This is a genomic window from Serpentinimonas sp. SMBJO2 (assembly GCF_056341105.1).
On sequence record NZ_CP150628.1, the window covers coordinates 168540 to 191161 of the forward strand.

A 22622-nucleotide genomic window follows, 5' to 3' on the forward strand; every position below is an offset into this window, starting at 1 on the left:
AGCCCATCATGGCCGTACAAGCCTACCAACAGACCCAGCGCTACGAGACCTTTTCCTACCTCCCGCAGATGAAGCCCGAGCAGGTGCGGCGCCAGATCGCCTACGCGATTGCGCAAGGCTGGAACCCGGCCATCGAGCACACCGAGCGCGGCACCGCCGCCACCAGCAGCTTTTGGTACATGTGGAAGCTGCCACTGTTTGGCGAGCAAAGCGTGGATGCGGTGCTGACCGAAATCGAAGCCTGCCACCGCGAGTTCCCGAACCACGTGGTGCGCTTCGTGGCCTACGACAACTACTCGCAAAGCCAGGGTCAGGCCTTCGTGGTCTATCGCTGAAAGCGCTGGGCGCTCGACTGCCGCTGCAGCGCCCATTTTTCTGTATCCACAAGCATCGCAAGGGCGGCGCGGTTTTGCCGCGCGCCAGAAAGTATCCAGAGGTGTGCCATGGGGCCTAGCACTGTCAAACACGGCGACGTCACGCTGTCCGGGCGCGAGATGGCGCGCCTGCGCCGCCAGGCCATGGCCACAGCGGGCAAGGTGGCGAGCCGCGCCAGCGCGCAGTCGCTGCTGGCGCAGGTGCAGTCGGGCAGCGGTTCGGGCTTGAATGCCGCGGAGCGGGCAGCAGCCCACACCAGCCAGCGCAGCCTGACCGAACTGCAGCGCCCGGAGGCAACGGCCGAATGCGCCTGCACCGGCGCGGCGGGCGGTTGCGGCTGCAACGACGCGGCGGGCACCGAGGTCCTGAGTGCCGCCCCGGTCATGCAGCGCAGCCTCTACGCCGCCCCCACCGGCCGCACCTTGGCCCGGGCCCGGCGCCAGGCGTTGGCGGCAGTGGGCAAGCCCGGCATCCAGCGCGTGGCCAACGCCACCCGCATCGCCGCCTCGATGCCGGACCGCGCCGATTGGCAGACCGCGCTCGAGCAAGGCGCCACCGGCCGTCAACTGGCGATGCAAAAGCGGCTGGTGGCCTCGCTCACCGGACGCACCGAAGCCAGCAGCCAAACGGGCGCCATGCGCCCCAGCGGTCGCACCCGGCCGGCGCTGCAAAAGGTCGAAGCCGGCCACACCCTGAGCGGCCAAGAAGTCACCGGCACCCAAGTCGAGCGCAGTGGCAAAGTCACCGGCCAGGAGCCCGGCACCTGCCGCAACGTCACCGGCACCGAATACATCGGCCAGGAGCAGTTCGAAGCCTGGTGCGAGGCGCGGCCACAGCCGCGTCCGCCCAAAGTCGGGCAGTCGCTCACCACCGGGCAACAGCAGACCGTGAGCGGCACCATGGCCGACCCCAAACCGTTGGTCACCGGCAACCAGACGGGTGCGTGCCGCGGCATCACCGGCACCCAGTACCTGGCCGCCGAAACGCTGCAACTGTGTCAGCAAGAGGGTCTGCGCGAGGGCCCGCACAAGGTCAGCGTGATGTCCAGCCGCGGCCAGCAGACCGTGACCGGCGTCACGCTGCACAGTGGCGGCAGCGTCACCGGCAGCGAAGCCGGCGCGCAGCGTCCGATCACCGGCACCCAGTATGCCCGCTCCAGCAGCGCCAAAACGCAGGTGCAGCCGGCCAGCTGGCGGCCACAGTCGCTCACCGGCGATCGGCCCGGCGTGGGCGGCGGCGGCGTCACGGGCGACGAGCGCGGCGCCTGCGAGCCGGTCACCGGCACCGCCTACATCGGGCCCGACAACCAGCACGCCTCGTGCCGCATCGACGGCGCTTGGCTCACCCGCCACCCCGAGCTGGCGCTGGAACAGGTGCCAGCGGCGCCGCAGGGCTTCAGCATCGTGCCGCCGGCGCGCCAGCGCGCCCCCGAACGCGTGCGCTCGGTCACCGGCGTGGCCAGCGGCAGCGGCGGCGCCAGCGAGCGCATCACCGGCCCCGGCTTCAAGGCCCAGGGCATGATCACCGGCACGCCCGAATTCCGCCACGGCTGCAGCGCCCGCGCCACCGGGCGCATGGTCGCCAGCGAGCGCACAGCGGCCGCGCCGACTGCCGCCGCCGCCCCGGCCACACCGCCGGCACTGGCGTCGAGCCAAATCTCGGGCGACGGGCGCCAGCAGGGCAGCCGCGTCACCGGCGACGCCTGGAGCGGCAACAGCCGCGTTTCGGGCACCGAAGGCGCTTGGTCCCAAGGGCGCAACCCGACGCTGCGCGGCCAGCCGCGCGGCATGGGCATGGATGCACGGGCAGCGCGCGAGCAGGTGCGCGAACAGGTGCGCCCCGAGATTCCGCCCAGCCCGGTCACCGGCTCCTCGGGCAGCACCGGGCGCGGCGCCACCGTGACGGTATCGGGCGGCGCCCGCGGCTGAGCTGGCAACCACTGAGCTTGCCACCATGAACACCCTGCAACGCCGTCTGGCCCTGAGCGCACGCGCCAGCAGCCAACCTGCGCCCAATGCGCGGGCAGGGGCGTCGGCGCGCACCCGGTCAGCGGAGCTGCCGCTGCCCCAGGAGCGAGCGCAGCATGCGCTGGTGGATGCCGCGCTCAACGACTGCCTGCGCCACTATGAGCTCACGCTGCGCGGCCGCTTTGCTGCCGTCACCGACGTGTTGCGCACGCTCTCCAACCTGCAGCACGAGCGCGACTTTGCGCAACAGGCGCAAGCGCTGGCGCTCGAGCGGCTGGGCTTTGAGTTGCCCGCCGACTGGCTGGCCAGCGCCTGGGTTCAGGGCGTGGACATGTCTGCGCTGTACGCGCACTGCCTGTTCGCGACCATCGCCGCTTCGGTCGACCACGCCGCCACCGACCAGGCCTGCTGGCTGCCGCGCATGACGCTGCAGAGCGCGCACTGGCAGGCTCTGGGTTTTCACACCATCGACATCAGCCCTTGCGCCGATGGCCGCTTGCAGGGCTTGCTGCCCTTTGTGCTGCGCACCGCGCCGGCGCCCTGGGTCTGGGTCAAGGCCTACGCCGGCGCGTTGTTTGACGTCGAGCACGACGTCGCCGACTGGACCCAGCGCGAGCTCGAGCGCCTCACCGGGGCCATCGAAGGCGGCGCCGGGCTCGACTACCTCAAGGTCGCGGCCTACCACTACAGCAGTTCGGCCCCCTGCGAGCAGGGCTGCGCCGCCCACGGCAGCCACGACGCCGCCGCTGTGGCCGCCGCGATCGAGCGCCTGCACGCACTGCAAGTGGCGGTGGACAACACCTATGGCCACGGCGCCGCACCGCAGGTGCTGCTGCTCGGGGTCGACACCGATTGCGACGCGATCCGCATCCACCTGCCCGACGCAAGCGGCCAGTTGCGCGCCGAGCGCTACCTCGACAGCGCGGCGCTGTACCGCGCCACGCTGGGCCTGAGCGCCGCAGCGGCGCAGCAGGCGCTCGATGCCGCGCTGCTGCGCTACGCCGCCGAGCTCGGTGGCGCCGCGCTGTACCCACTGCCACACGGGCTGCTGGGCTTGGCCCGGGCCTGGCTGGTCGGCAACTTCTCGCAGCTCGACTACGTGCAGCAGCACCACGGCGGCCGCTACGCCGTGATCGGCCACGACGAAGCCTTCGTCTGCGCCGGCGAGGCCGTGCCGTCGCTGCAGGTGCGCAACCAGTTTTATTTTGCCCACCTCGACACGGTCGAAGAAGGTGCGGCCGACCTCGACGTGGGCGCGCGCATCTTTCAGGGCCTGAACGTGCAACGCGGCTTGCCGCTGCCGCTGCTGGTGCATTTCACCTACAGCGCACGCGTGCCGGGTTCGCGCGAACGCGCGGTGGCGCGCGGCTTGCGCGTGGCGCAGGCGGCGCGGGAGCGTTTTGCCGACTGGGCCGGGCGCGGTCTGCTGCACTGCCGCGTGGCGGTCAGCGAGCGCCACAGTGGCCAGCGGCTCGAATGGGCCGATGCAGCCGCAGCCGCGGTGGCTGGGCACTGAAGCGCAGGAGCCGAGCCATGAAGATCATGCGCGTGGAAAAAACCCTGGTTTCGACCAACCGGATCGAAGCCTTTGGCCACCGGCCCCTGCTGGTGGTGCAGGAGCGCGCCGGTGGCGCACGCAGCGTGGCGGTCGATGCCATCGGGTGCGTGCCAGGCGACTGGGTGATCTGCGTCGGTTCGTCGGCCGCGCGCGAAGCCGCCGGCAGCCGCGACTTCCCCTCCGACCTGACCATCGTCGGCATCATCGACCGCTGGACGCCAGAGGGGAGCGCCTGATGGAAGTGCTGCAAGTCATGGCCGATCTGGTGTGCACCCGGCGCGTGGAGGGCATGCAAGCGGTGTCGCTGCGCGTGCTGCAAAGCGAGCAGGGAGTGGTTTCGGTCGCGTCTGACCCGGTCGGGGTGCCAGAGGGCAAGTGGGTCTTCGTCACCACCGGCAGCGCGGCCCGGTTTGCCATGCCCGATCCGCTGACGATCACCGATTTGGCGATCTGCGGCATCGTCGATCACTGGGAATGTGCAGGCAACGCACAGGCGGCAGCGCCAGACGCTGCGGCGGCCGATGCGGCGACGCCTGCTGCCGGAGCACGCGCCAATGTGCGCGCTGCACCGTAGGAATGCTGAGTGGGCCGGCCGCTGGCCAGCTCGTGGGAGCATGGGTGAGTCGTTCGCTTGAGCGGACGGCTCGTGGGGTTTAGGTGTTTTTTTTTGGTGTTTTTTTTTGAACTGAAGGAGAAATGAAATGGCAGCAACCACAGGTATTGCCCTGGGCATGATCGAAACCCGCGGCCTGGTGCCGGCCATCGAGGCCGCCGACGCCATGACCAAAGCCGCCGAAGTGCGCCTGATCGGGCGCCAGTTCGTCGGCGGCGGCTACGTCACGGTGCTGGTGCGCGGCGAGACCGGCGCCGTCAATGCCGCTGTGCGCGCCGGTGCCGACGCCTGCGAGCGCGTGGGCGACGGGCTGGTGGCGGCGCACATCATCGCGCGCGTGCACAACGAGGTCGAAGGCATCCTGCCCACGGCCCCGAGCGCTTGAATCCACTCAACTTTGTAAAGATAAAGAGGCAACACGATGGCTACGAGCACAGGAATCGCCCTCGGGATGATTGAAACACGCGGCCTGGTGCCGGCCATCGAGGCCGCCGACGCCATGACCAAAGCCGCCGAAGTGCGCCTGATCGGGCGCCAGTTCGTCGGCGGCGGCTACGTCACGGTGCTGGTGCGCGGCGAGACCGGCGCCGTCAACGCCGCCGTGCGCGCTGGCGCCGACGCCTGCGAGCGCGTGGGCGACGGGCTGGTGGCGGCGCACATCATCGCGCGCGTGCACAACGAGGTCGAGGGCATCCTGCCCGTGCGCCCCGACGCCGACGGCGGTGGCCGCGACCTCGAGATCACTTCGACCCGCAGCTGAGCGGCGCAAAGGCCATCGCATGCAAGCGCTCGACCCAACGCCCAGCGGCACCCCGGCCACGGCCAGTGAGGCCACGGCGTTGGCGCCTGCCGCGCCTCCTGGATGGAGCTGCAGCGAACGCCCGCCGAGCCTGTTTCGGCGTTTCGAGTTCGCCAGCTATGCCCACACGCGGGCCTTTCTGGATCGTCTCGCCGAACTGCAGGAGTCCAGCGGCGTTACGGCTCAGAACATCAACTTTGGCCGCACCTATGTCAACGTGACGCTCAGCGCCACCGGGGCGGCCTTGAGCCCGGCCGAGTACGCGCTGGCGGCTGAACTGGGGCGGCTGGCCACGGCCTGACAGCGCCATGAGCCGCCGTGCCGCACCGTTTCAGTTGGCCCTGATCAACCACAAGGGCGGCACCGGCAAGACCACGCTGGCTGTGAACCTGGCTGCGGCGCTGGCACAGCGCGGCCCCACGCTGTTGGTGGACCTGGACCCGCAGGGCTCGGCCTTGCAATGGGCGGCGCAGAGCGGCGCGGCGGGTTTGCCGATGGCCGTGCATGGCGCCGAGGCGGCCCAGAGGCTGGCTGATGCATCGCAGCCGCGCCCGCACTACGTGGTCTGGGACTGCCCGCCGGCGCTGCAGCAAGACGGCTTGCAGGCCTTGCTGGGCCAGGTCGATCGGGTGCTGGTGCCGGTGCTGCCCTCGGCGCTCGACCTGTGGGCCAGCTGGCATTTGGTGCGTTGGCTCGAGCAGGCCGGCGCTGGGCGCAGCGGGTGGCGCGCCGCTTTTGTGCTCAACCAGGCCGAGCCCGATCGCGCCTGGTCACAGGCCATGAACGAGGCGGTCGCCGAGTTTGGGCTCGAGCTGCTGCCCTCGGTGGTGCGGCGGCGCGCGATCTACCGCAGCGCCGCCCTGCAGGGGCAAACCGTGCACACGCTGGGGCGCCAGGCGGCTGCGGCCCGGGCCGAAATTGAAGCCGTACTCGAGGAGATACTGAAATGACCGCACTCAAAACCCAACTCGCCGCCAGCGTGCGCCGCAGCGCCCAGCCCGAGCGCGGGGCCGAATCGGCCGGCAACGCGCCGCCCACGCCGGCGCCCAAGGCCGCTGCGCCTGCCGGCACCCGGCCGGCACGCGCGCCGCGTGCAGCGCCCAAAGCGCGCGCCAATGGCACCGCCCGGCCTCGGGCCGACGCCAGCGCCCACCTGGCCGCGGCCACCTCGTCTGCAACCTCCTCTGCCACCCCCGCGACCACCGCGCCCATGCCCGCAGCCACACCCAGCGCCGACGGCATGCGCACGTCCAGCCCACGCAGCAGCGCCGGCGAGCTGTTTCCGCAGCGCGTCTGGCCCGACTAGGTCTTAGCCCGAGCACGATCATGAACAGCACCCCCCCACGCAGCTACCCAGAACGCAGCTACCCGGCGCGCCACCTCGACTTGGCCGGCATGCATCCCCCGCCACCCCCCATGCGGCCCGGCGCACCGCAGGCTGGCCGCACCCCGGCCAGCGCCGCCCACAGCGGCCACGCCGCCCTGCGCCCAGGCCTCGATACGCCGCCCCACACCGCCAGCGACAGCGACCCGTTGCGCGGCTACCGCGCCACGCACGAGCCCTTTTACCGCCCCGTGGCCGACGAGGTCGAGCTGTTCGAGGCCGCCTACGGCGCCCGGATGCCGGTCATGGTCAAGGGCCCCACCGGTTGCGGCAAGACGCGTTTCATCGAATACATGGCCTGGCGCCTGCGTCGGCCCTTGGTCACCGTGGCCTGCCACGAGGACATGACGGCCTCCGACCTGGTCGGGCGCTTTTTGCTCGACGCCCAGGGCACGCGCTGGCAAGACGGGCCGCTGACGCTGGCAGCGCGCCACGGCGCGATTTGCTACCTCGACGAAGTGGTCGAGGCGCGCCAGGACACCACGGTCGTGATCCACCCGCTGACCGACGCCCGGCGCCTGCTGCCGCTGGAGAAAAAGGGCGAGCTGCTGCACGCCCACCCCGACTTCGTGCTGGTGATTTCGTACAACCCGGGCTACCAGTCGCTCATGAAGGACCTCAAGCAGTCCACCAAACAGCGCTTTGCGGCGCTCGATTTTGGCTACCCCGAGCACGCGCTCGAAGTCGAGATCGTGGCCCACGAGTCCGGCGTCGATGCCGAAACCGCCGGGCGGCTGGTGCACATCGGCGAGCGCGCACGCAACCTCAAGGGCCACGGCCTGGACGAGGGGCTCTCGACCCGGATGTTGATCTACGCCGGCACCCTGATCGCGCGCGGCGTCGCTCCCGCAGCGGCCTGCCGCATGGCGCTGGTGCGCCCGATCACCGACGACGCCGACATGCGCGACGTGCTCGACGCCGCCGTGGGCACCTACTTCTGACACGCCACCAGCCCGCACCCCTCAGTCTGTAAACGGCCCCCAAGCGCCATGACCATCCACCTGCACGACCAGCACGAGCTGCTCGCCGAACTGCCGCCCAGGGCGCAGGAGCTGCTGCCGGCGGCGTGGCAGGAGGCCGCGCGCGCCATGTCGCCGCGCGGGCTCGACAACTACCTCAAGGGCGCGCGGGCGCTGCACCAACTCGGGCGCGGCGAAGACCTGGTGCTGACCTACCTGCAGCAGATGCCACACCTGGCGCGTGCCGTGGGCGAGGAAGAGCTGCCGGGGCTGGTGCAGTTCCTGCTCGGCATGGCCTCGCGCACCTCGGGCCAGGTGCTGGCCTTGATCGCCGGCACCTCCGGCACGGTGGCCGAGCGCCTGGGCGACGCCAGCCTGTGGCGCCAGTACCTGAGCGTGCTCGAACTGGTGCTGGCGCAAGCCCCGCGCGGTCTGCGCCCGATGCTCGAGCAACTCGACCGCCTGCTGGGCCAGCTCACCCTGGGCGGGCTGCGGCGCTGGGTGATGTGGGGCGCCAACGCCTACCGCAGCGATTTCGAGGGCCAGCAGCGCTACTTTGGCCTCGCCAGCCCCGACGCGCTGGCGGTGCTGCAGCAGGAGCGCAAGGGCACCTTGCTGGTCGATGTGCAGCGCCGGCTGAACATGTATCTGCGTGCCCTCTGGGGCCGCGACTTCGTGCTGCGCCCGACCGCCGGCGACTACGAGCAGCGCCAGGGGCTGCGCCCTTTCATCGACCAGATGGTGATCCACCTCGCCGACGCCTACGACGACGTGCCCGCCAGCAGCGACACGGCCGCCGCCACGGCCGCCCCGGTGAGCGCGCTCGAGCTCTACCGCGCCGCCGCCGCCCACTGCGCCGCGCACTTGGTGTTTGGCCAGACGGCGCTCGACGACCACGGCCTCACGCCCTTGCAGTGTGCCCTGGTCGAAGCGGTCGAAGACGCGCGCGTCGAAGCCTTGGCGAGCGCGCGCTTCCCTGGGCTGGCTGCGCTCTGGCGGCGCCTGCAGCCGCAGCCGGTGGCCGAACCCACCAGCTGCGGCGACCTGCTGCACCGCCTGGTGTGCGCCTGGCTCGAACCCGACCGCGCCGACCCCCACCCCTGGGTGCAGCAGGGTCTGGCCGCCTGGGCCGCCTGGCCCGACCGCGACGACGCCCAGCGCAGCCTGAGCACCGGACTGGAGCTGGCGGCGAGCCTCGAGCACTGGCGCCAGCAACAAGGCTGGGCACCGTTTTCGGCGCGCCAGGATGCCTTGCGCGCCCCCTACCGCGACGACAACCGCTACCTCTGGCAAGCGGCGCGCTACGACGAGGCGCAGGCGTTGCAGGCGGACTGGGACAGCCGCCAGCAGGTGCGGCGCAAAGTCAACATCATGGAGATGGTCAACGAAATCGACGTCGAATACGCCGGCGACGACGCGCAGGAAATCTGGACCCTGCCGACCGAATACTGGCTGGACCAGGAAGGCGTGACCATCAACTCGCTGCTGGGCCGCGCGCCGCTGGCCGACCCGGTGCACTACCCCGAGTGGGACTACCAAATCCAGCTGCACCGGCCCGACTGGGTGACGGTGCAGGAGCGCCACGTCGAACTCGCGGATCCGGCGCCGGTGCAGGCCGTGCTGGATCAGAACAAGCCGGTGATCGCGCACCTCAAATACCTGATCGAGGCGCTGGCGCCGCAGGGCCTGCAGCGCATCCGGCGCATCGAAGACGGCGACGACATCGACCTCGATCCGGCGCTGCAGGCGGTGCTCGACTGGCGCATGGGGCGCCAGCCCGACCCGCGCATCATGCAGCGGCGCCAGCGCCACGAGCGCGATCTGGCCTTGCTGGTGTTGCTCGACCTGTCGGAATCGGCCAACGAAAAAGTGCGCGGCCAGGAGCAGACCGTGCTCGAGCTCACGCGCGCCGCCACCATCTTGCTGGCCGAGACGCTGCGCCGCATCGGCAACCCCTTTGCCCTGCACGGCTTTTGCTCCGACGGCCGCCACGACGTGCACTACTACCGCTTCAAAGGCTTCGACGAGCCCTTTGCCGAGCTGGCGCAGGCGCGGCTGGCGGCGATGAAGGCGCGCTACTCGACCCGCATGGGCGCGGCGCTGCGCCACGCCGGGGCGCAACTGCAGCGCCAGCCGCAGCGCAAACGGCTGGTGCTGGTGATCACCGACGGCGCGCCCGCCGACCGCGACGTCACCGACCCGCAGTACCTGCGCCTCGACGCCCAGCGCGCGGTGCAGGAGCTGCAGCGCGACGGCACCTGGTGCTACGGTCTGTCGCTCGATCCGCAGGCCGACGGCTACGTCGAGCGCATCTTTGGCAGCGGCCACTACAGCGTCATCGACCGCGTCGAGCGCCTGCCCGAACGCCTGCCGCAGCTCTACCTGGGCCTGACCCGATGAAGACCGCCGGCGGCGCGCCGGTGTCGCTGCGCACCTACGTCCTGATCGACTCGCTGCAGCCGCAGCTGGCCTCGTACCTGGCGACCTCGTCGCAGGGCTTTCTGCCGGTGCCGGGCGACGCCTGCCTGTGGGTCGAAGTGGCGCCGGGCATGGCGGTGCACCGCCTGTCCGACATCGCGCTCAAGGGCAGCAACGTGCACATGGGCGAGCAGGTGGTGGAGCGCGCCTTTGGCTCGATGGAAATCCACTACCGCAACCAGAGCGAGGTGGCGCAGGCCGGGCAGCTGATCCTGCAGCAGCTCGGCGCCGCCGAGTCCGAGCGCCTGCCGTGCCGCATCGCCTGGAGCGAAGTCATCTGCGCCCTCACGCCCGACCACGCCACCCTGATCAACCGCCAGTTCCGCAAAGGCTCGATGCTGCTGCCGGGCAAGAGCATGTTCATCTTCGAGGTCGAGCCGGCGGGCTACGTCGTCTATGCCGCCAACCAGGCCGAAAAAGCCGCCAACGTCACCCTGATCGACGTGCGCCCTTTCGGCTCCTTTGGCCGCCTGACGATGATGGGCAGCGAAGCCGAGGCGCAGCAGGCGCTGGAAGCGGCCGAGCGCGCCATCGCCGCCATCAACCAGAATGCCGCCCCTTTCAGCGAGAATTGATCCATGCACGTCGATACCGCCGCCAAACGCCTGCTGTTCCACACCGTGCGCGTCGATACCGTGCTCGCCGACGGCAGCCTGGGTTCGGGCACCGCCTTCGTGATCGAGCACGCGCACGCGCGCGGCCGCAGCCGCTTCGTGGTCACCAACCGGCACCTGGTCGAGGGTGTGCAGCGCGGCGCGCTGGTGTTCACGCGCGCCCACCATGGCCAGCCGCTGATCGGGCAGCGCTTTCAGATCGACATCGAAGACTTCCCGCAGGCCTGGTTTGGCCACCCACAGCCCGAAGTCGATCTGGCGCTGGTGCCGCTGCGGCCCTTGCTCGAGGCCGCTCAGGCCCAGGGCGTGGAGCTGTACGTGCAGCCCATCGACAGCCGCACCATGCCCGACGCGGCCGCCAGCGCCGCCTTCGATGCGCTCGAAGACGTGCTGTTCGTCGGCTACCCGAGTGGGGTCTGGGATCAGGTCAACGCGCTGCCGATACTGCGCCGCGGCAGCACCGCCACGGCGCTGGCGCTGGACTTCGAGGGCCGGGCCGAATTCCTGATCGACGCCGCCGTCTATCCGGGCTCCAGCGGCTCGCCGGTGTTCGTGCGCCGCCGCCGCAGCGACGGCGCGCCGGACGACGCCAGCCAGAGTGCGCCCTGGTTTGCCGGCGTGGTGGCGGCGGTGTTCTTTCGTGAAGAAGCCAGCCGCCTGGTGCCCGTGCCCGTGCCGGCCAGCGTCGGGCCCACGGTGCTGGGCAGCGAGATGATCGACCTCGGGCTGGTGATCAAGGCCAGCGCGGTGCAGGAGCTGCTGGCCGCCTACCTCGGGCGCTGGCTCGACTGAGCCGCTGGGGGCGCAGCGCGCGGGCCGGCGCCGACGCTCCAAACCAGCGATACTTGGGCCCCATGATTCCGCTCGAACAAGCCGTGCGTGCCTCCAGCGTGCTGTCGGCCATCACGCAGCGCGTGGCGCAGTCGCAGCAGCTGCTGCGCCTCGTGCTGCCGCTGCTGCCGCCGCCGCTGCGCGATCAGGTCAGCGCCGGCGCGCTCGACGACGGCGTCTGGTGCCTGCTGGTCAACAACCCCGCCGTGGGCAGCAAGCTGCGCCAGCTCGCCCCGGCTTTGCTGCAGGCGCTGCAGGCCAGCGGGCAACCGGTGAACGCGCTGCGCTTCAAGGTGCGCAAGCCCGTGGCAGACTGAGCTCGAACTCGGCCCCGGCGTGGGCGCTGTTGCGCGCGCGCAACTGGCCGCCGTGTTCCTCCACGATGCCGTAGCTGATCGACAGCCCCAGGCCCGTGCCCTGCCCCACCGGCTTGGTGGTGTAAAAAGGGTCGAAGATGCGCGGCAGGTGCTCGGGCGCAATGCCGGCGCCGGCGTCGAGCACGCACACCCGCACGTGGTTGGCGTCGGCGGTCGCACGAATCTCTACCCAGCGGCGCTCGGGGGGCTGGGTGGCCACGGCGTAGCAGGCGTTTTGCAGCAGGTTCATCAGCACCTGCTGCAACTGGCCCGCGCTGCCGCGCACCGGCAGCGCCATGGCCGGGCGCTGCCAGCGCAGCTGCACCGGTTGCGCCTGCCCCTTTTGCACCCAGGCAATCGCCAGCTCGATCACCGCCGCCAGCTCCAGCGGCAAGTGCTCCTGCGGGTCCATGGCCGAAAAGCGCTTGAGCCCCTGCACGATGTCGGCGGTGCGCTGCGCGCCCTCGAGCGTACCGGCGATCAGTTCGGGCAGGTCGTGGAGCATGCGGTCGATGTGCAGGCGCTGGCGCAACTCGCCCAGCTCGGCATCGGTCCGCCGCTGGTGCACCGCGCTCAGGTAGCTTTGCATGCGGCTGCAATATTTTTGCAGCGCGTGGGTGTTGCCGAGCACGAAACTGATGGGGTTGTTGAGCTCGTGCGCCACCCCGGCCACCAGTTGCCCGAGCGAGGCCATTTTTTCGGAGTGCAGCAGCTGCTGCTGCGCGCTCTTGAGCGCCGCGTGCGCCGCTTGCAGCTCTTGGTAGGCGCGCTTGAGCTCGCCCGTGGGGCGCCCCACCCACACCGTGCCCAAACGGCGCCGCGCGCCGCCGAAGCGCGGGGTGCAACTGGCATCGACCGACAGCGGCTGCCCATGGCGGTCGAGCAGGTTGAGCTCGATCTCCAGCCCCTGCTGGGTGCTGTCTTGCATCGCCCCCTGCGCCCGCTCCTGGCTGCTGGCATCGGCCAGCAAGCGCGCCACCGGCTGGCCCACCAGTTCGGCTTCGCTGCGCCCCACCAGCTCGCACAAGGCGCGGTTGACCTGTTCGATGCGGCCGCTGCGGTCGCACACCACCAGCACGTCAGACATCGAGGCCATCACGCTGGCGATGAACTGCTGCTGCAGCTCGAGTTCGGCGTTTTTCTGCTCCAGCTTGACCTCGTCGTCGATCAACTGGGTATAGACCTGCTCCATTTTCTGGATCACGTCCAGCCAAGCGGTTTCGTCCACGCCCTCGAGCGCGCCCAGAGGGTCGAGGCTGCTGCCGGGCTCAGACGGAAACCGGGCGGGCAAGGCGGGGCGCGCGACCATGTTCAGTGCACCGTGCAGACCATGCAGGGGTCGAAGGAGCGCACCACGTGCTGCACCGCCACCGGCGTGTCCTCGCCGGCGCGCACCGGCGCCCCCACCAGCGCCTGCTCGAGCGCGCCCGGCACACCGGCGGCGTCGCGCGGGGCAAAGTTCCAGCTCGTGGGGGCCACGATCTGGTAGTTGGCGATGCGGCCCTGCTGCACCACCACCCAATGCCCCAGGCTGCCGCGCGCGGCCTCGGCCAGGCCCAGGCCGCGCCCCTCATCCGGCAGCGGCGCCGGCACGCAGAAGGCGTCGCCGGGCTGTATGGCTTGCAGCCAGCGCTCCATCAGCGGCAAGACTTGCGCCAGCTCGAGGGCGCGCGCCAGCACCCGCGTCAGCACGCTGCAGCCCTGCTGCGCCACCGCCTCGCACACCAGGGGCTGCCCGGCCACCAGCTGGCGCGCCAGCGCCCCCGTCTCCACCACCTGCCCGGCCCAGCGCGGCGCCTTGTTCCAGGTGTAGGCGTCGGCCTTGTCGGGGGCCGGGCGGGTCAGGCCGTTCCAGGGGTGCAGCGCCGGCGCAGCGCCCGCCGGGCCCGACTCGAGCCAGCTGCGGCTGGCGTCTTCGCTGATGGCCTCGGGCTGCAGCGCCAGCACCTGCGCGCCATCGGGCTGCTGCTGCCAGACCCCGGCCGGCAGCGCCAGCGTGCCGTCGGGTTGCGGGTAGGTGCCGTAGCTCAGGCAGCGCCCCGGGCCCGCTCCCAAGCCGGCCAGCCCGGTGTCGCGCGCCAGCGTGAGGAAAAAGCGCAAATCGCCGGCCTCGGGCTGCGCAGCGTGCCAGCGCCACAGCGCGGCCAGGCCGTCGAGGGCGTTGACGCGCTCCAGCGTGTCGGCAAACAGGTGCTGCTCCAGAAAGGCGCGCCATTCGCGCAATTTGGCGCGCAGCCGCACCCGCTCGCCGGCGTCGATGGCGCGCGCGCTGCCGCCGGGCTCGATCGATTGCGTGTGCGGCCACTTGCCGCCCAGCGTGCCCAGCAGGGTGAAGGCGCGCTGGCGCGCCGCCAGCGCCTGGCGGGTCTGCACCCCGTGCTCGGGCAGGAAACGGCGCCGGGCTTCGCTGTGCCAGGGTCGGTCGGCGTACACCGGCCGGCAGAAGTCGGGCATGAAGAAGGCGTAAAAATGCGTCAGGTGGTCGGCCAGGTTTTCGGTCGCCAGCATCAGGTTGATGGCGTGCTGGCCGTTGGGCGGCGGCTGCACCCCGGCCAGATCGGCCAAGGCACGCGAGCCGGCCACCGACTGCGACACCGAGCAGATGCCGCAGATGCGGGGCACGAACACCAGCGCATCGTGCGCCAGCTTGCCGTGCAAAATCTGCTCGAAGCCGCGGTACATGGGCGCGTTCACGTGCGCCGCGCGCACCGCGCCGTCGGCCACGTCGAGCGTGACCTCGAGGTCGCCCTCGACGCGGTTGAAGGGCCCGACGATCAGGCGGCTCATGGGCGTGCGTTCATGGTGCGTTCATTTCAGCCGCGTGCGCCGCAGCGCGGGTTTTTGCAGCAGGTGGTCGGCTTCGGCGTTGTCGCGCACGCGCTTGGGCGTGGCGCTCTTGGACAGCGCGGCCAGCGCGATGAACCAGGCCTTGGGCATGTCGGTCGGCAGCCCGATCGGGATGCCCGCCAGCTTGGGCGTCTGGGCAAAGGCGTGGCCCGGCTCCTGGAAACCCGGCTCGGTACAAGCGATGCAGGCGTAGCCGCCGCGGGTGCAGCTGCCCTCGCCGTTCCAGAGCCGGATGTTGCAGTCGGCGTGCACCTGGGTGCCCTTGCAGCCCATGTGCTCCATCAAGCAACCCAGATCGGACGGCTTGACGGCGCTGGCCTTGAACTCGTAATACTCGTTGCGCGTGCAGCCGTGGTGCACCAGCTGGTCGGCGTAGAAGCGCGGCCGCGCCAGCGCGTCGAGGTCGGCGGCGGCCAGGCTGTCGGCCGCCAACGCCGCCAGCGTATCGAGCACCCAATTCGGGTGCGTCGGGCAGCCGGCGACGTTGATCACCGGCAGGCCGCTGGCGCTGCGAAATTCGGCCCCCAGCAGGCCGCCGGGGCGCTCGTCCTCGTATTGCAGGCCGCAGGCGTCGGTCGGGTTCTCGCCCGCTGCGGTGACCCCGCCCCACGCGGCGCAACTGCCCACCGCCAGCACGTGCCGCGCCCGAACGGCCAGGCGGCGCACCCAATCGATCATTGGCACCCCGGTGCCCGCCAGCACATGAAAGCGCCCGGTGCCGTGCGGGCCGCGCAGCAGCGAGCCTTCGATGCACAGCGCGTCGAGCGGCTGGCGGCCGTCGGCGCAGCGCTGCAGCAGCGCCAGCACCTCGGCGCCGCTGGCCAGCGAAAGCGAGGGGTGCCAGAGCAGTTCGATGTCGGCGGCGCGCAACTGGCCGTGCCAGTCGGGGGTGTCGGCGCACAGCAGCGACATGCTGCAACCGCCACAGCCCCCGGCTTGCAACCAGAGCAGGTTCATGCGCCGGGCTCCAGCCCAAAGCGCTGGATTTTGCTGCGCAGCCCCACGCGCGACAAGCCCAGCTCTTGCGCCGCACGGGTTTTGTTCCAGCGCTGGCGCAGCAGCGTTTCGCGCAGCAGCATGGCCTCGATCACCTCGAGCCGCTGCACCAAGGTGCCGCTGCTGGGCACCAGCGCCGCCAGCTGGGCCGCAGCGCTGCCGCTGCCGTGCCCTTGCAGCACGCGCGGCGAGAAGGCCTCGGGCGGCAGCCGCACGCCGTCGTGCAGCGCCAGCGCGCGCGCGATTTCGTTGCGCAGCTCGCGGATGTTGCCCGGCCACGGGTAGGCCAGCAGGCAGGCCAGGGTGCCATCGGGCAGTTCGGGCGCAGGGCGGCGCAGCTCGGTCGCCACCTGGTGCAGCAACTGCTGCGCGATCGGCCCGATGTCGGCCACGCGCTCGCGCAGCGGCGGCATGGTGAGCGTGACCGCAGCCAGGCGGTAGTACAGGTCTTCGCGGAACAGCCCGTCGCGCACGCGCTGCTCGAGCTCGCGGTGCGTGGCGGCCAGCACGCGCACATCGACTGGCAGCGGCCGCGCCGCACCCACAGGCCGCACCTCGCCCTCTTGCAGCACGCGCAGCAGCTTGACCTGAAACGCGGCCGAGGTCTCGCCGATCTCGTCGAGCAGTATGGTGCCGCCGTGGGCACGCTGAAACAGCCCGACGTGGTCTTCGAAAGCACCGGTGAAGGCGCCGCGCTTGTGGCCAAAGAGCTCGGACTCGAGCAGCGTGTCGGTGATGGCGGCGCAGTTTTCGACCACGAACGGGCCGCTCGCGCGCGGCGAGGCGTAGTGGATGGCGCGCGCCAGCAGCTCCTTGCCGGTGCCCGATTCGCCCAGCACCAGCACTGGTAGGTCGTAGCGCGCCACCTGCGCCGCCACGGCGCAGACGCGATCGAGCGGGCTGCCCGCTGCGCGCACGATGCGCTCGAAGCCATACACCTGCTGCACCTGCTGCTGGCGCTGGCTGACGCGCTGGCGCAGCGCCGGGGTGCTGGTGCGCAGTTCCAGATCCAGGCGCGCGGTCTGGCGCTGCAGGGCTTGCGCCTCCACGGCGTTGCGCACCGAGTCGAGCAGGTGCTCGGGGGCCCAGGGTTTGAGGATGTACTGGTAGATGCCGGCTTCGTTGATGCCGGCCACGATGTCGGCGCTCTCGGAGTAGCCCGAGACGATGATGCGCACCACCTCGGGCCAGCGCTGGCGCACCTGCCTGAGAAAAGCCACACCGGTGGTGCCGGGCATGCGCTGGTCGCACAACAGCACCGCCACCGGCTCGCGCTCGAGCCAGGCGCACGCCTGTTCGGCGCTGCCGGCGGTGAGCACGCGAAAGTCTTCCTCCAGGGTGCGCCGGATCGCTTCCTGCGAACGCAGCTCGTCATCGACCACCAGCACGGTGGGCTCTGGGTTGAGGGGCAAGGGGGGCGTGGTCAAAACACTGGACCGATCGGGAAACATGGGTTGCGCGTCTGCCATTGTAGGCAAGCGCCAAGCCACTGGTCGCAGCCGGGTCAACGGTGAAGATCGGTGGGGCCACCGGCTGCAGACTGGGCTGCGACGCCGACCGCCGAACCGAGCCTGAAATGCTGCACAATCCTTCGCATCCCACCCACCATCCCCACACTCAGAGAGGAGCACCCGCGCCATGGCATCCGTCAACAAAGTCATCCTGGTCGGCAACTGCGGCCGCGACGCCGAGATCCGCTACCTGCCCTCGGGCCAGGCAGTGGCCAACGTCACCCTGGCCACCACCAGCCGGCGCAAGGACCGCAACAGCGGCGAAGTGGTCGAAGACACCCAGTGGCACCGCATCACCTTCTACGAGCGGCTGGCCGAGATCGCCGGCGAGTACGTGAAAAAAGGCCGCCCGATCTACGTCGAAGGGCGCCTGAAATACGGCAAGTACACCGATCAGTCCGGCGTCGAGCGCAACACGGTCGACATCGTGGCCTCCGAGCTGCAGCTGCTGGGCAGCCGCGAAGGCCTGGGCGCACCTGCCGCGGACGATGGCGGCGCCGCACCGCGCGCCGCCGCCCCGGCAGCCAGCCGGCCCGCCCCCGGCCGCCCCGCTGCCGCCAAGCCCGCCGCCGCCTCGACCGACTTTGACGGCATGGAAGACGACATTCCGTTCTAGTGTGGTGGTGCGCGCTTGATGGGACAAATAAAACCGATGGATTTTTGGCCCTGCTTAGGCGCAAACCACAGCCATAGTGCCACTATGGCGCGGATTTGCAACGACAGCAGGGACGAAAAGGCGCGGTTTTATGTTCCAGATAGCGCGCAACGCCACACTAGTTTGGTTGCGCCGACCAGGCGGCAAGTGCGCACACCACGCCGTCTGGCCTGACCCCATGCACACCTGCGCCCTCGTGTTGTTCTCTGGTGGCCAAGATTCGGCCACCTGCCTGGCTTGGGCGCTCGAGCGCTATCAACGGGTGGAAACCATCGGTTTCCACTACGGTCAGCGCCATGCGGTCGAGTTGGACTGCCGTGGGGCCCTGCTGCAGGCGCTGCGCCAGAGATACCCCGCCTGGGGTCGCAGGCTGGGCCAGGATCACCTGCTGGACCTGGGGCTGCTCGGTCAGGTTTGCGACACCGCCCTGACGCAGGAAAGGGCGATCGAGTTCGAGCAGACCGGACTGCCCAACACGTTCGTACCCGGTCGCAACCTGCTGTTCATGACCGTCGCCGGCGCCCTCGCCTACCGGCGGGGCCTGACGGTGCTGGTGGGCGGCATGTGTGAGACCGACTACTCGGGCTACCCCGACTGCCGTGACAACACGCTCAAATCGCTGCAGGTCACCCTCAGCCTCGGGCTCGATCAGCGCATGGTGATCGAGACGCCGTTGATGTGGATCGACAAGGCAGCCACCTGGCGCCTGGCCGAGCAACTGGGCGGCAAGGATTTGGTCGCGCTGATTCTGGAACAGACGCATACCTGCTACCTGGGCGACCGCAGTCGGCGTCACGCGTGGGGTTACGGTTGCGGCAAGTGCCCGGCATGCGAATTGCGCCAGGCTGGCTATGAGACCTACCAAAAAGGCCAGGCAGGGGCCATATGACCCTGCCTGACGGATACCCTCGTGGATGAACGACCTCAAGCAGCGCTTCAGCCTCGAGACCGCAGCCCGTGCGCAACCCTCATGCACCGGCTCGTCCGGGGCGTCGCCGTGACTGCAAGGGCGCGCACGCAACCCCCGCGCCGCTTGCCCCTCTGTCAGAGCCGGGTCAGGGACTTGCGCTAGCAAACCCCAGGCCTTGATGCCTGCATAATGGTGGGCCCAGCGCAAGCCTTCAGCTTGGCCTGAAGACTGCGATCACCAAAACAAGCAGGAGCATCCATTGTCCACCCCTCCCACCGCCTCCGACCGCCCTTGGCTGAGCGCCTACCCGGACGGTGTGCCCGCCGACATCGATCTCTCGCCGTACCGCTCGCTGGTGCAATTGCTCGACGAGAGCCTGGCCAAGTACGCCGCGCGCAGCGCCTACCACTACCTGGGCCACGACATGGCTTACGCCGAGGTCGATGCCCAGGCGCGTGCGCTGGCGGCTTATTGGCAGAGCAAGGGCCTGGTCAAGGGCGACCGGGTCGCGGTGATGATGCCCAATGTGTTGCAGTACCCGGTGGCGGTGGCGGCGATCCTGCGCGCCGGGCTGGTGGTGGTCAACGTCAACCCGCTCTACACCGCCCGCGAACTCGAGCACCAGTTGAACGACTCCGGCGCCAAGGCGATCGTGATCATCGAGAACTTTGCCGCCACCCTGGCCGCCTGCCTGGGCAAAACGCCGGTCAGGCACGTCGTGCTGGCCTCGATGGGTGAGCTGCTGCCCTGGCCCAAGCGCTGGCTCGTCAATTACGTCGTGCGCCACGTCAGGAAAGGGGTGCCGCCCTTTGAGCTGCCCAGCGCGGTGCGCTTTGCCGACGCCGTGCACCAGGGCCGGGCGCTGAGCCTGAAGCCGGTGGACATCGGCCCGGACGACATGGCGGTGTTGCAATACACCGGCGGCACCACCGGGGTGAGCAAAGGCGCCGTGCTGCTGCACCGCAACGTGCTGGCCAACGTGCTGCAATCCGAGGCCTGGGACGCGCCGGTGATGCAGCGCATTCCGCCCGGCGAGCAGCCCACCGCCGTGTGCGCGCTGCCGCTCTACCACATCTTCGCCTTCACGGTCAACATGATGCTGAGCCTGCGCAGCGGCGGCAAGAACATCCTGATCCCCAACCCGCGCGACTTGCCGGCGGTGTTCAAAGCCCTCAAGGGCCAGACCTTTCACAGCTTTCCGGCCGTCAACACGCTGTTCAACGGCTTGCTGCACCACCCCGATTTCGGCAGTGTGGACTGGAGCCACCTCAAGGTCTCGATCGGCGGCGGCATGGCGGTGCAGGCGGCGGTGGCCAAGCTCTGGCTCGAGCGCACCGGCTGCCCGATCTGCGAGGGCTACGGCCTGTCTGAAACCAGTCCCTCGGTCAGCTGCAACCCGGTCACGGTCACGGCTTTCAGCGGCAGCATCGGGGTGCCGCTGCCGAGCACGCTCATGAAGTGCATCGACGACGAAGGCCGCGAGGTGCCGCTGGGTCAGCCCGGCGAGATCGTCATCAAGGGCCCGCAGATCATGGCCGGCTATTGGCAGCGCCCAGACGAAACCGCCAAGGTGATGAGCGCCGACGGCTGGCTGCGCAGCGGCGACATCGGCGTGATGGACGAGCGCGGCTACTTTCGCATCGTGGACCGCAAGAAGGACATGATCCTGGTCAGCGGCTTCAACGTCTATCCCAACGAGGTCGAAGACGTGGTCATGGGCATGGACGGGGTGCTCGAGTGCGCGGCGGTGGGCATCCCCGACGAGCACTCGGGCGAGGCGGTCAAGCTGATCGTAGTCAAAAAAGACCCAGGCTTGAGCGAGCAGGCGGTGCGCGACCACTGCCGCGAGCACCTGACCGGCTACAAAATCCCCAAGCTGATCGAGTTCCGCAGCGAACTGCCCAAAACCCCGGTCGGAAAAATTTTGCGCCGACTATTGCGCCAGCCAAACTGAACCGGAGTGTACATGGGTCAACGCATCGCCCTCATCAGCGCCGTCCAAGAAGAACTGGCCGAAATCCTGCAGCTCATGCCCGACGAGCACCAAGTGGCCTTGGGCGGGCGCACGTACTGGCAAGGGCACCTGCAAGGCCACGAGGTGGTGGCGGTGCTCAGCGGCATCGGCAAGGTGGCGGCGGCGACCACGGCCACGCTGCTGCTCGAGCGCTTTGCGCCGCAGCAGGTGATCTTCACCGGCGTCGCCGGCGGCCTGCTGCCGGGGGTGGAGGTGGGCGACATCGTGGTCGGCAGCGCCTTCGTGCAGCACGACTTCGATGCCTCGCCGCTGTACCCGCGCCACGAATTGCCGGGCTATGGCCGCAGCCGCCTGCTGCCGGACCTGGCGCTGGCGCAGGTGCTGCACCTGGCGGCCAAGGACGCCGTGACCTGGCTGCCCAAACTGCTCGACGCCGACGTGCTGCTGGCCATGGGCTTGCATGCGCCCAGCGTGCACCGGGGCGAGATCGCCACCGGCGACCGCTTCATCCACTGCCCCGTGGATGGCGCCGCGCTGCGCGCCGCCGTGCCCGAGGCGCTGGCGGTGGACATGGAAAGCGCTGCCGTGGCGCAAGTGTGCCACGACTACGGCGTGCCCTTTGCCGCCGTGCGCACCATTTCGGACCGCGCCGACAGCCAGGCCCCGCTCGACTTCCCGCGCTTTCTGCAGCAGGTGGCGCGCCACTACAGCGCGCGCATCGTGCGCAAGGCGCTCAACTTGCTCTGAGAGGCCAGACCAGCCTCTGGTCGGCTGCGCGGCTTGGCGGCCCTAGCGCAGCCAGCCGCGCTTGCGGAAGTACAGCATCGGGATCACCGCCGCCAGCACCATCATGCCGATGGCCATCGGGTAGCCGAGCTCCCATTGCAGTTCGGGCATGTACTCGAAGTTCATGCCGTAGCTGCTCGCCACCAGCGTCGGCGGCAGCAGCGAGACCGCGGCCACCGAGAAGATCTTGATGATCTTGTTCTGGTTGATGTTGATGAAGCCGATGGTGGCGTCGAGCAAGAAGTTGATTTTCTCGAACATGAACGCGGTGTGGCTGTCGAGCGAGTCGAGGTCGCGCAGAATCTGGCGTGCGTCCTCGTGCTGCGCCGCGCTCAGCAGCCGGGTGCGGATCATGAAGCTGACCGCGCGCCGGGTGTCCATCATGTTGCGCCGGATGCGGCCCGACATGTCTTCGTGGCGCGCGATCGCCGCCAGCACCTCACTCGCCTTGTGGTCGGTGACGTCGCCGGCCAGCACCTGGCGGCTGACTTTTTCGAGATCGTCGTAAATGTCCTCGACCGTGTCGGCGCAGTATTCGGCGTCGGTGTCAAACAGGCTCAGCAGCACGTCCTTGGCGTCCTCGATCAGGCCCGGCATGCGGCGCGCGCGCAGGCGCAGCAGCCGAAACACGGGTACGTCTTCGTCGTGGATGGAAAACAGCACGCCGTGGCTCTTGAGCGCGGCGTTGTGCTCGTTCAGAATGAAGGCCACGCGCACGGTGCGCGGGTCATCGTCGTCGGCGATCAGGAAGTCGCTGCGCACGTGCAGCTCGCCGTTGTCTTCCTGGAAGAAGCGCGCCGATTCCTCGATGTCCTCGTCCATCGCGTCTTCGGGGATCGACAGGCCGAAGTGCTGGCGCACCCAGCGCCGCTCCTCGGGCGTGGGCGACTCCATGTCGACCCACACCGGCGTGAAGCGGGCCAGGTCTTCGAGCGATTCGATTTCTTCTTGAAACAGGCGGCCGTTGGCCAAGGTGAACACGTTGAGCATGGGGTCGGCTCCTTGGGG

Annotated in this window: 24 protein-coding genes; 19 read left to right on the plus strand and 5 right to left on the minus strand. The window is 69.8% G+C overall.

Annotation, left to right across the window (positions count from 1 at the left end; translation table 11 throughout):
• Positions 1 to 8 precede the first annotated feature (8 nt).
• From AAAZ40_RS00810 to AAAZ40_RS00880, 15 genes are all read left to right on the plus strand, one after another.
• Entirely contained in the window at positions 9 to 335 is a 327-nt protein-coding gene (locus AAAZ40_RS00810; RefSeq protein WP_476660722.1) for a ribulose bisphosphate carboxylase small subunit, read from the plus strand.
• Positions 336 to 443: 108 nt separating this feature from the next.
• Positions 444 to 2303: a CsoS2 family carboxysome shell protein gene (locus AAAZ40_RS00815; RefSeq protein ID WP_476660723.1), complete on the plus strand. Its 1860-nt coding sequence runs from the start codon at positions 444 to 446 to the stop codon at positions 2301 to 2303.
• 25 nt (positions 2304 to 2328) lie between these two features.
• A complete protein-coding gene (locus AAAZ40_RS00820; RefSeq protein WP_476660724.1) occupies positions 2329 to 3858 on the plus strand; it encodes a carboxysome shell carbonic anhydrase in 1530 nt (509 codons plus the stop codon).
• Between the two features lie 17 nt (positions 3859 to 3875).
• Positions 3876 to 4136 carry a carboxysome peptide A gene (locus AAAZ40_RS00825; RefSeq protein ID WP_476660725.1) on the plus strand — a complete coding sequence of 87 codons (261 nt, stop codon included), beginning with the start codon at positions 3876 to 3878 and terminating at the stop codon, positions 4134 to 4136.
• Entirely contained in the window at positions 4136 to 4474 is a 339-nt protein-coding gene (locus AAAZ40_RS00830) for a carboxysome peptide B (protein ID WP_476660726.1), read from the plus strand. The genes AAAZ40_RS00825 and AAAZ40_RS00830 overlap by 1 nt, the downstream gene beginning before the upstream one ends.
• Positions 4475 to 4601: 127 nt before the next feature.
• On the plus strand, positions 4602 to 4898 hold the full coding sequence (locus AAAZ40_RS00835) for a BMC domain-containing protein (protein WP_476660727.1): 297 nt from the start codon (positions 4602 to 4604) through the stop codon (positions 4896 to 4898).
• A gap of 66 nt (positions 4899 to 4964) precedes the next feature.
• Positions 4965 to 5273: a BMC domain-containing protein gene (locus AAAZ40_RS00840; protein ID WP_476660728.1), complete on the plus strand. Its 309-nt coding sequence runs from the start codon at positions 4965 to 4967 to the stop codon at positions 5271 to 5273.
• A gap of 19 nt (positions 5274 to 5292) precedes the next feature.
• On the plus strand, positions 5293 to 5613 hold the full coding sequence (locus tag AAAZ40_RS00845; RefSeq protein WP_476660729.1) for a 4a-hydroxytetrahydrobiopterin dehydratase: 321 nt from the start codon (positions 5293 to 5295) through the stop codon (positions 5611 to 5613).
• Between the two features lie 7 nt (positions 5614 to 5620).
• Positions 5621 to 6262, plus strand: a complete 642-nt coding sequence (locus tag AAAZ40_RS00850; protein ID WP_476660730.1) for an AAA family ATPase — start codon at positions 5621 to 5623, stop codon at positions 6260 to 6262.
• Positions 6259 to 6618, plus strand: coding sequence for a hypothetical protein (locus AAAZ40_RS00855; RefSeq protein WP_476660731.1), 360 nt, complete (start codon positions 6259 to 6261; stop codon positions 6616 to 6618). The genes AAAZ40_RS00850 and AAAZ40_RS00855 overlap by 4 nt, the downstream gene beginning before the upstream one ends.
• A 110-nt stretch (positions 6619 to 6728) precedes the next feature.
• Positions 6729 to 7637 carry an AAA family ATPase gene (locus tag AAAZ40_RS00860; protein WP_476661650.1) on the plus strand — a complete coding sequence of 303 codons (909 nt, stop codon included), beginning with the start codon at positions 6729 to 6731 and terminating at the stop codon, positions 7635 to 7637.
• Between the two features lie 48 nt (positions 7638 to 7685).
• Positions 7686 to 10055, plus strand: coding sequence for a nitric oxide reductase activation protein NorD (locus AAAZ40_RS00865; RefSeq protein ID WP_476660732.1), 2370 nt, complete (start codon positions 7686 to 7688; stop codon positions 10053 to 10055).
• Entirely contained in the window at positions 10052 to 10708 is a 657-nt protein-coding gene (locus tag AAAZ40_RS00870) for a BMC domain-containing protein (RefSeq protein ID WP_476660733.1), read from the plus strand. Before AAAZ40_RS00865 ends, AAAZ40_RS00870 begins: the two co-directional genes overlap by 4 nt.
• 3 nt (positions 10709 to 10711) lie before the next feature.
• Entirely contained in the window at positions 10712 to 11539 is an 828-nt protein-coding gene (locus AAAZ40_RS00875) for a S1 family peptidase (RefSeq protein WP_476660734.1), read from the plus strand.
• A 62-nt stretch (positions 11540 to 11601) separates the two neighbouring features.
• The gene (locus AAAZ40_RS00880) at positions 11602 to 11895 is read left to right on the plus strand and encodes a DciA family protein (RefSeq protein WP_476660735.1); all 294 of its coding nucleotides are present in this window, start codon (positions 11602 to 11604) and stop codon (positions 11893 to 11895) included.
• Here the strand turns inward: AAAZ40_RS00880 and AAAZ40_RS00885 are convergent.
• From AAAZ40_RS00885 to AAAZ40_RS00900, 4 genes are read right to left on the minus strand one after another with little or no spacing between them, the layout of a single operon-like run.
• Positions 11867 to 13243 (minus strand): sensor histidine kinase, encoded by a 1377-nt coding sequence (locus tag AAAZ40_RS00885; protein ID WP_476660736.1) that lies wholly within the window; start codon positions 13241 to 13243, stop codon positions 11867 to 11869. The genes AAAZ40_RS00880 and AAAZ40_RS00885 overlap by 29 nt on opposite strands.
• 2 nt (positions 13244 to 13245) lie before the next feature.
• Positions 13246 to 14721, minus strand: coding sequence for a nickel-dependent hydrogenase large subunit (locus AAAZ40_RS00890; protein WP_476660737.1), 1476 nt, complete (start codon positions 14719 to 14721; stop codon positions 13246 to 13248).
• A 21-nt stretch (positions 14722 to 14742) separates the two neighbouring features.
• Entirely contained in the window at positions 14743 to 15738 is a 996-nt protein-coding gene (locus AAAZ40_RS00895) for an NADH-quinone oxidoreductase subunit B family protein (RefSeq protein WP_476660738.1), read from the minus strand.
• Positions 15735 to 17228, minus strand: a complete 1494-nt coding sequence (locus AAAZ40_RS00900; protein ID WP_476660739.1) for a sigma-54-dependent transcriptional regulator — start codon at positions 17226 to 17228, stop codon at positions 15735 to 15737. Before AAAZ40_RS00900 ends, AAAZ40_RS00895 begins: the two co-directional genes overlap by 4 nt.
• A 187-nt stretch (positions 17229 to 17415) precedes the next feature.
• Between AAAZ40_RS00900 and ssb the strand changes: the two genes are divergently transcribed.
• The 4 genes from ssb (at position 17416) to AAAZ40_RS00920 (ending at position 21575) form a co-directional block, all read left to right on the plus strand.
• Complete coding sequence (ssb, locus tag AAAZ40_RS00905; RefSeq protein WP_476660740.1) at positions 17416 to 17904, plus strand: single-stranded DNA-binding protein; 489 nt, start codon at positions 17416 to 17418, stop codon at positions 17902 to 17904.
• Positions 17905 to 18121: 217 nt separating this feature from the next.
• Positions 18122 to 18832, plus strand: a complete 711-nt coding sequence (queC, locus tag AAAZ40_RS00910; protein WP_476660741.1) for a 7-cyano-7-deazaguanine synthase QueC — start codon at positions 18122 to 18124, stop codon at positions 18830 to 18832.
• A 280-nt stretch (positions 18833 to 19112) separates the two neighbouring features.
• Positions 19113 to 20807: a long-chain-fatty-acid--CoA ligase gene (locus AAAZ40_RS00915; RefSeq protein ID WP_476660742.1), complete on the plus strand. Its 1695-nt coding sequence runs from the start codon at positions 19113 to 19115 to the stop codon at positions 20805 to 20807.
• A gap of 12 nt (positions 20808 to 20819) precedes the next feature.
• Positions 20820 to 21575, plus strand: coding sequence for a 5'-methylthioadenosine/adenosylhomocysteine nucleosidase (locus tag AAAZ40_RS00920; RefSeq protein ID WP_476660743.1), 756 nt, complete (start codon positions 20820 to 20822; stop codon positions 21573 to 21575).
• Positions 21576 to 21617: 42 nt separating this feature from the next.
• Here AAAZ40_RS00920 and corA read toward each other — a convergent pair whose 3' ends face one another.
• Positions 21618 to 22604 carry a magnesium/cobalt transporter CorA gene (gene corA / locus AAAZ40_RS00925; RefSeq protein ID WP_476660744.1) on the minus strand — a complete coding sequence of 329 codons (987 nt, stop codon included), beginning with the start codon at positions 22602 to 22604 and terminating at the stop codon, positions 21618 to 21620.
• Between the last annotated feature and the right edge of the window lie 18 nt (positions 22605 to 22622).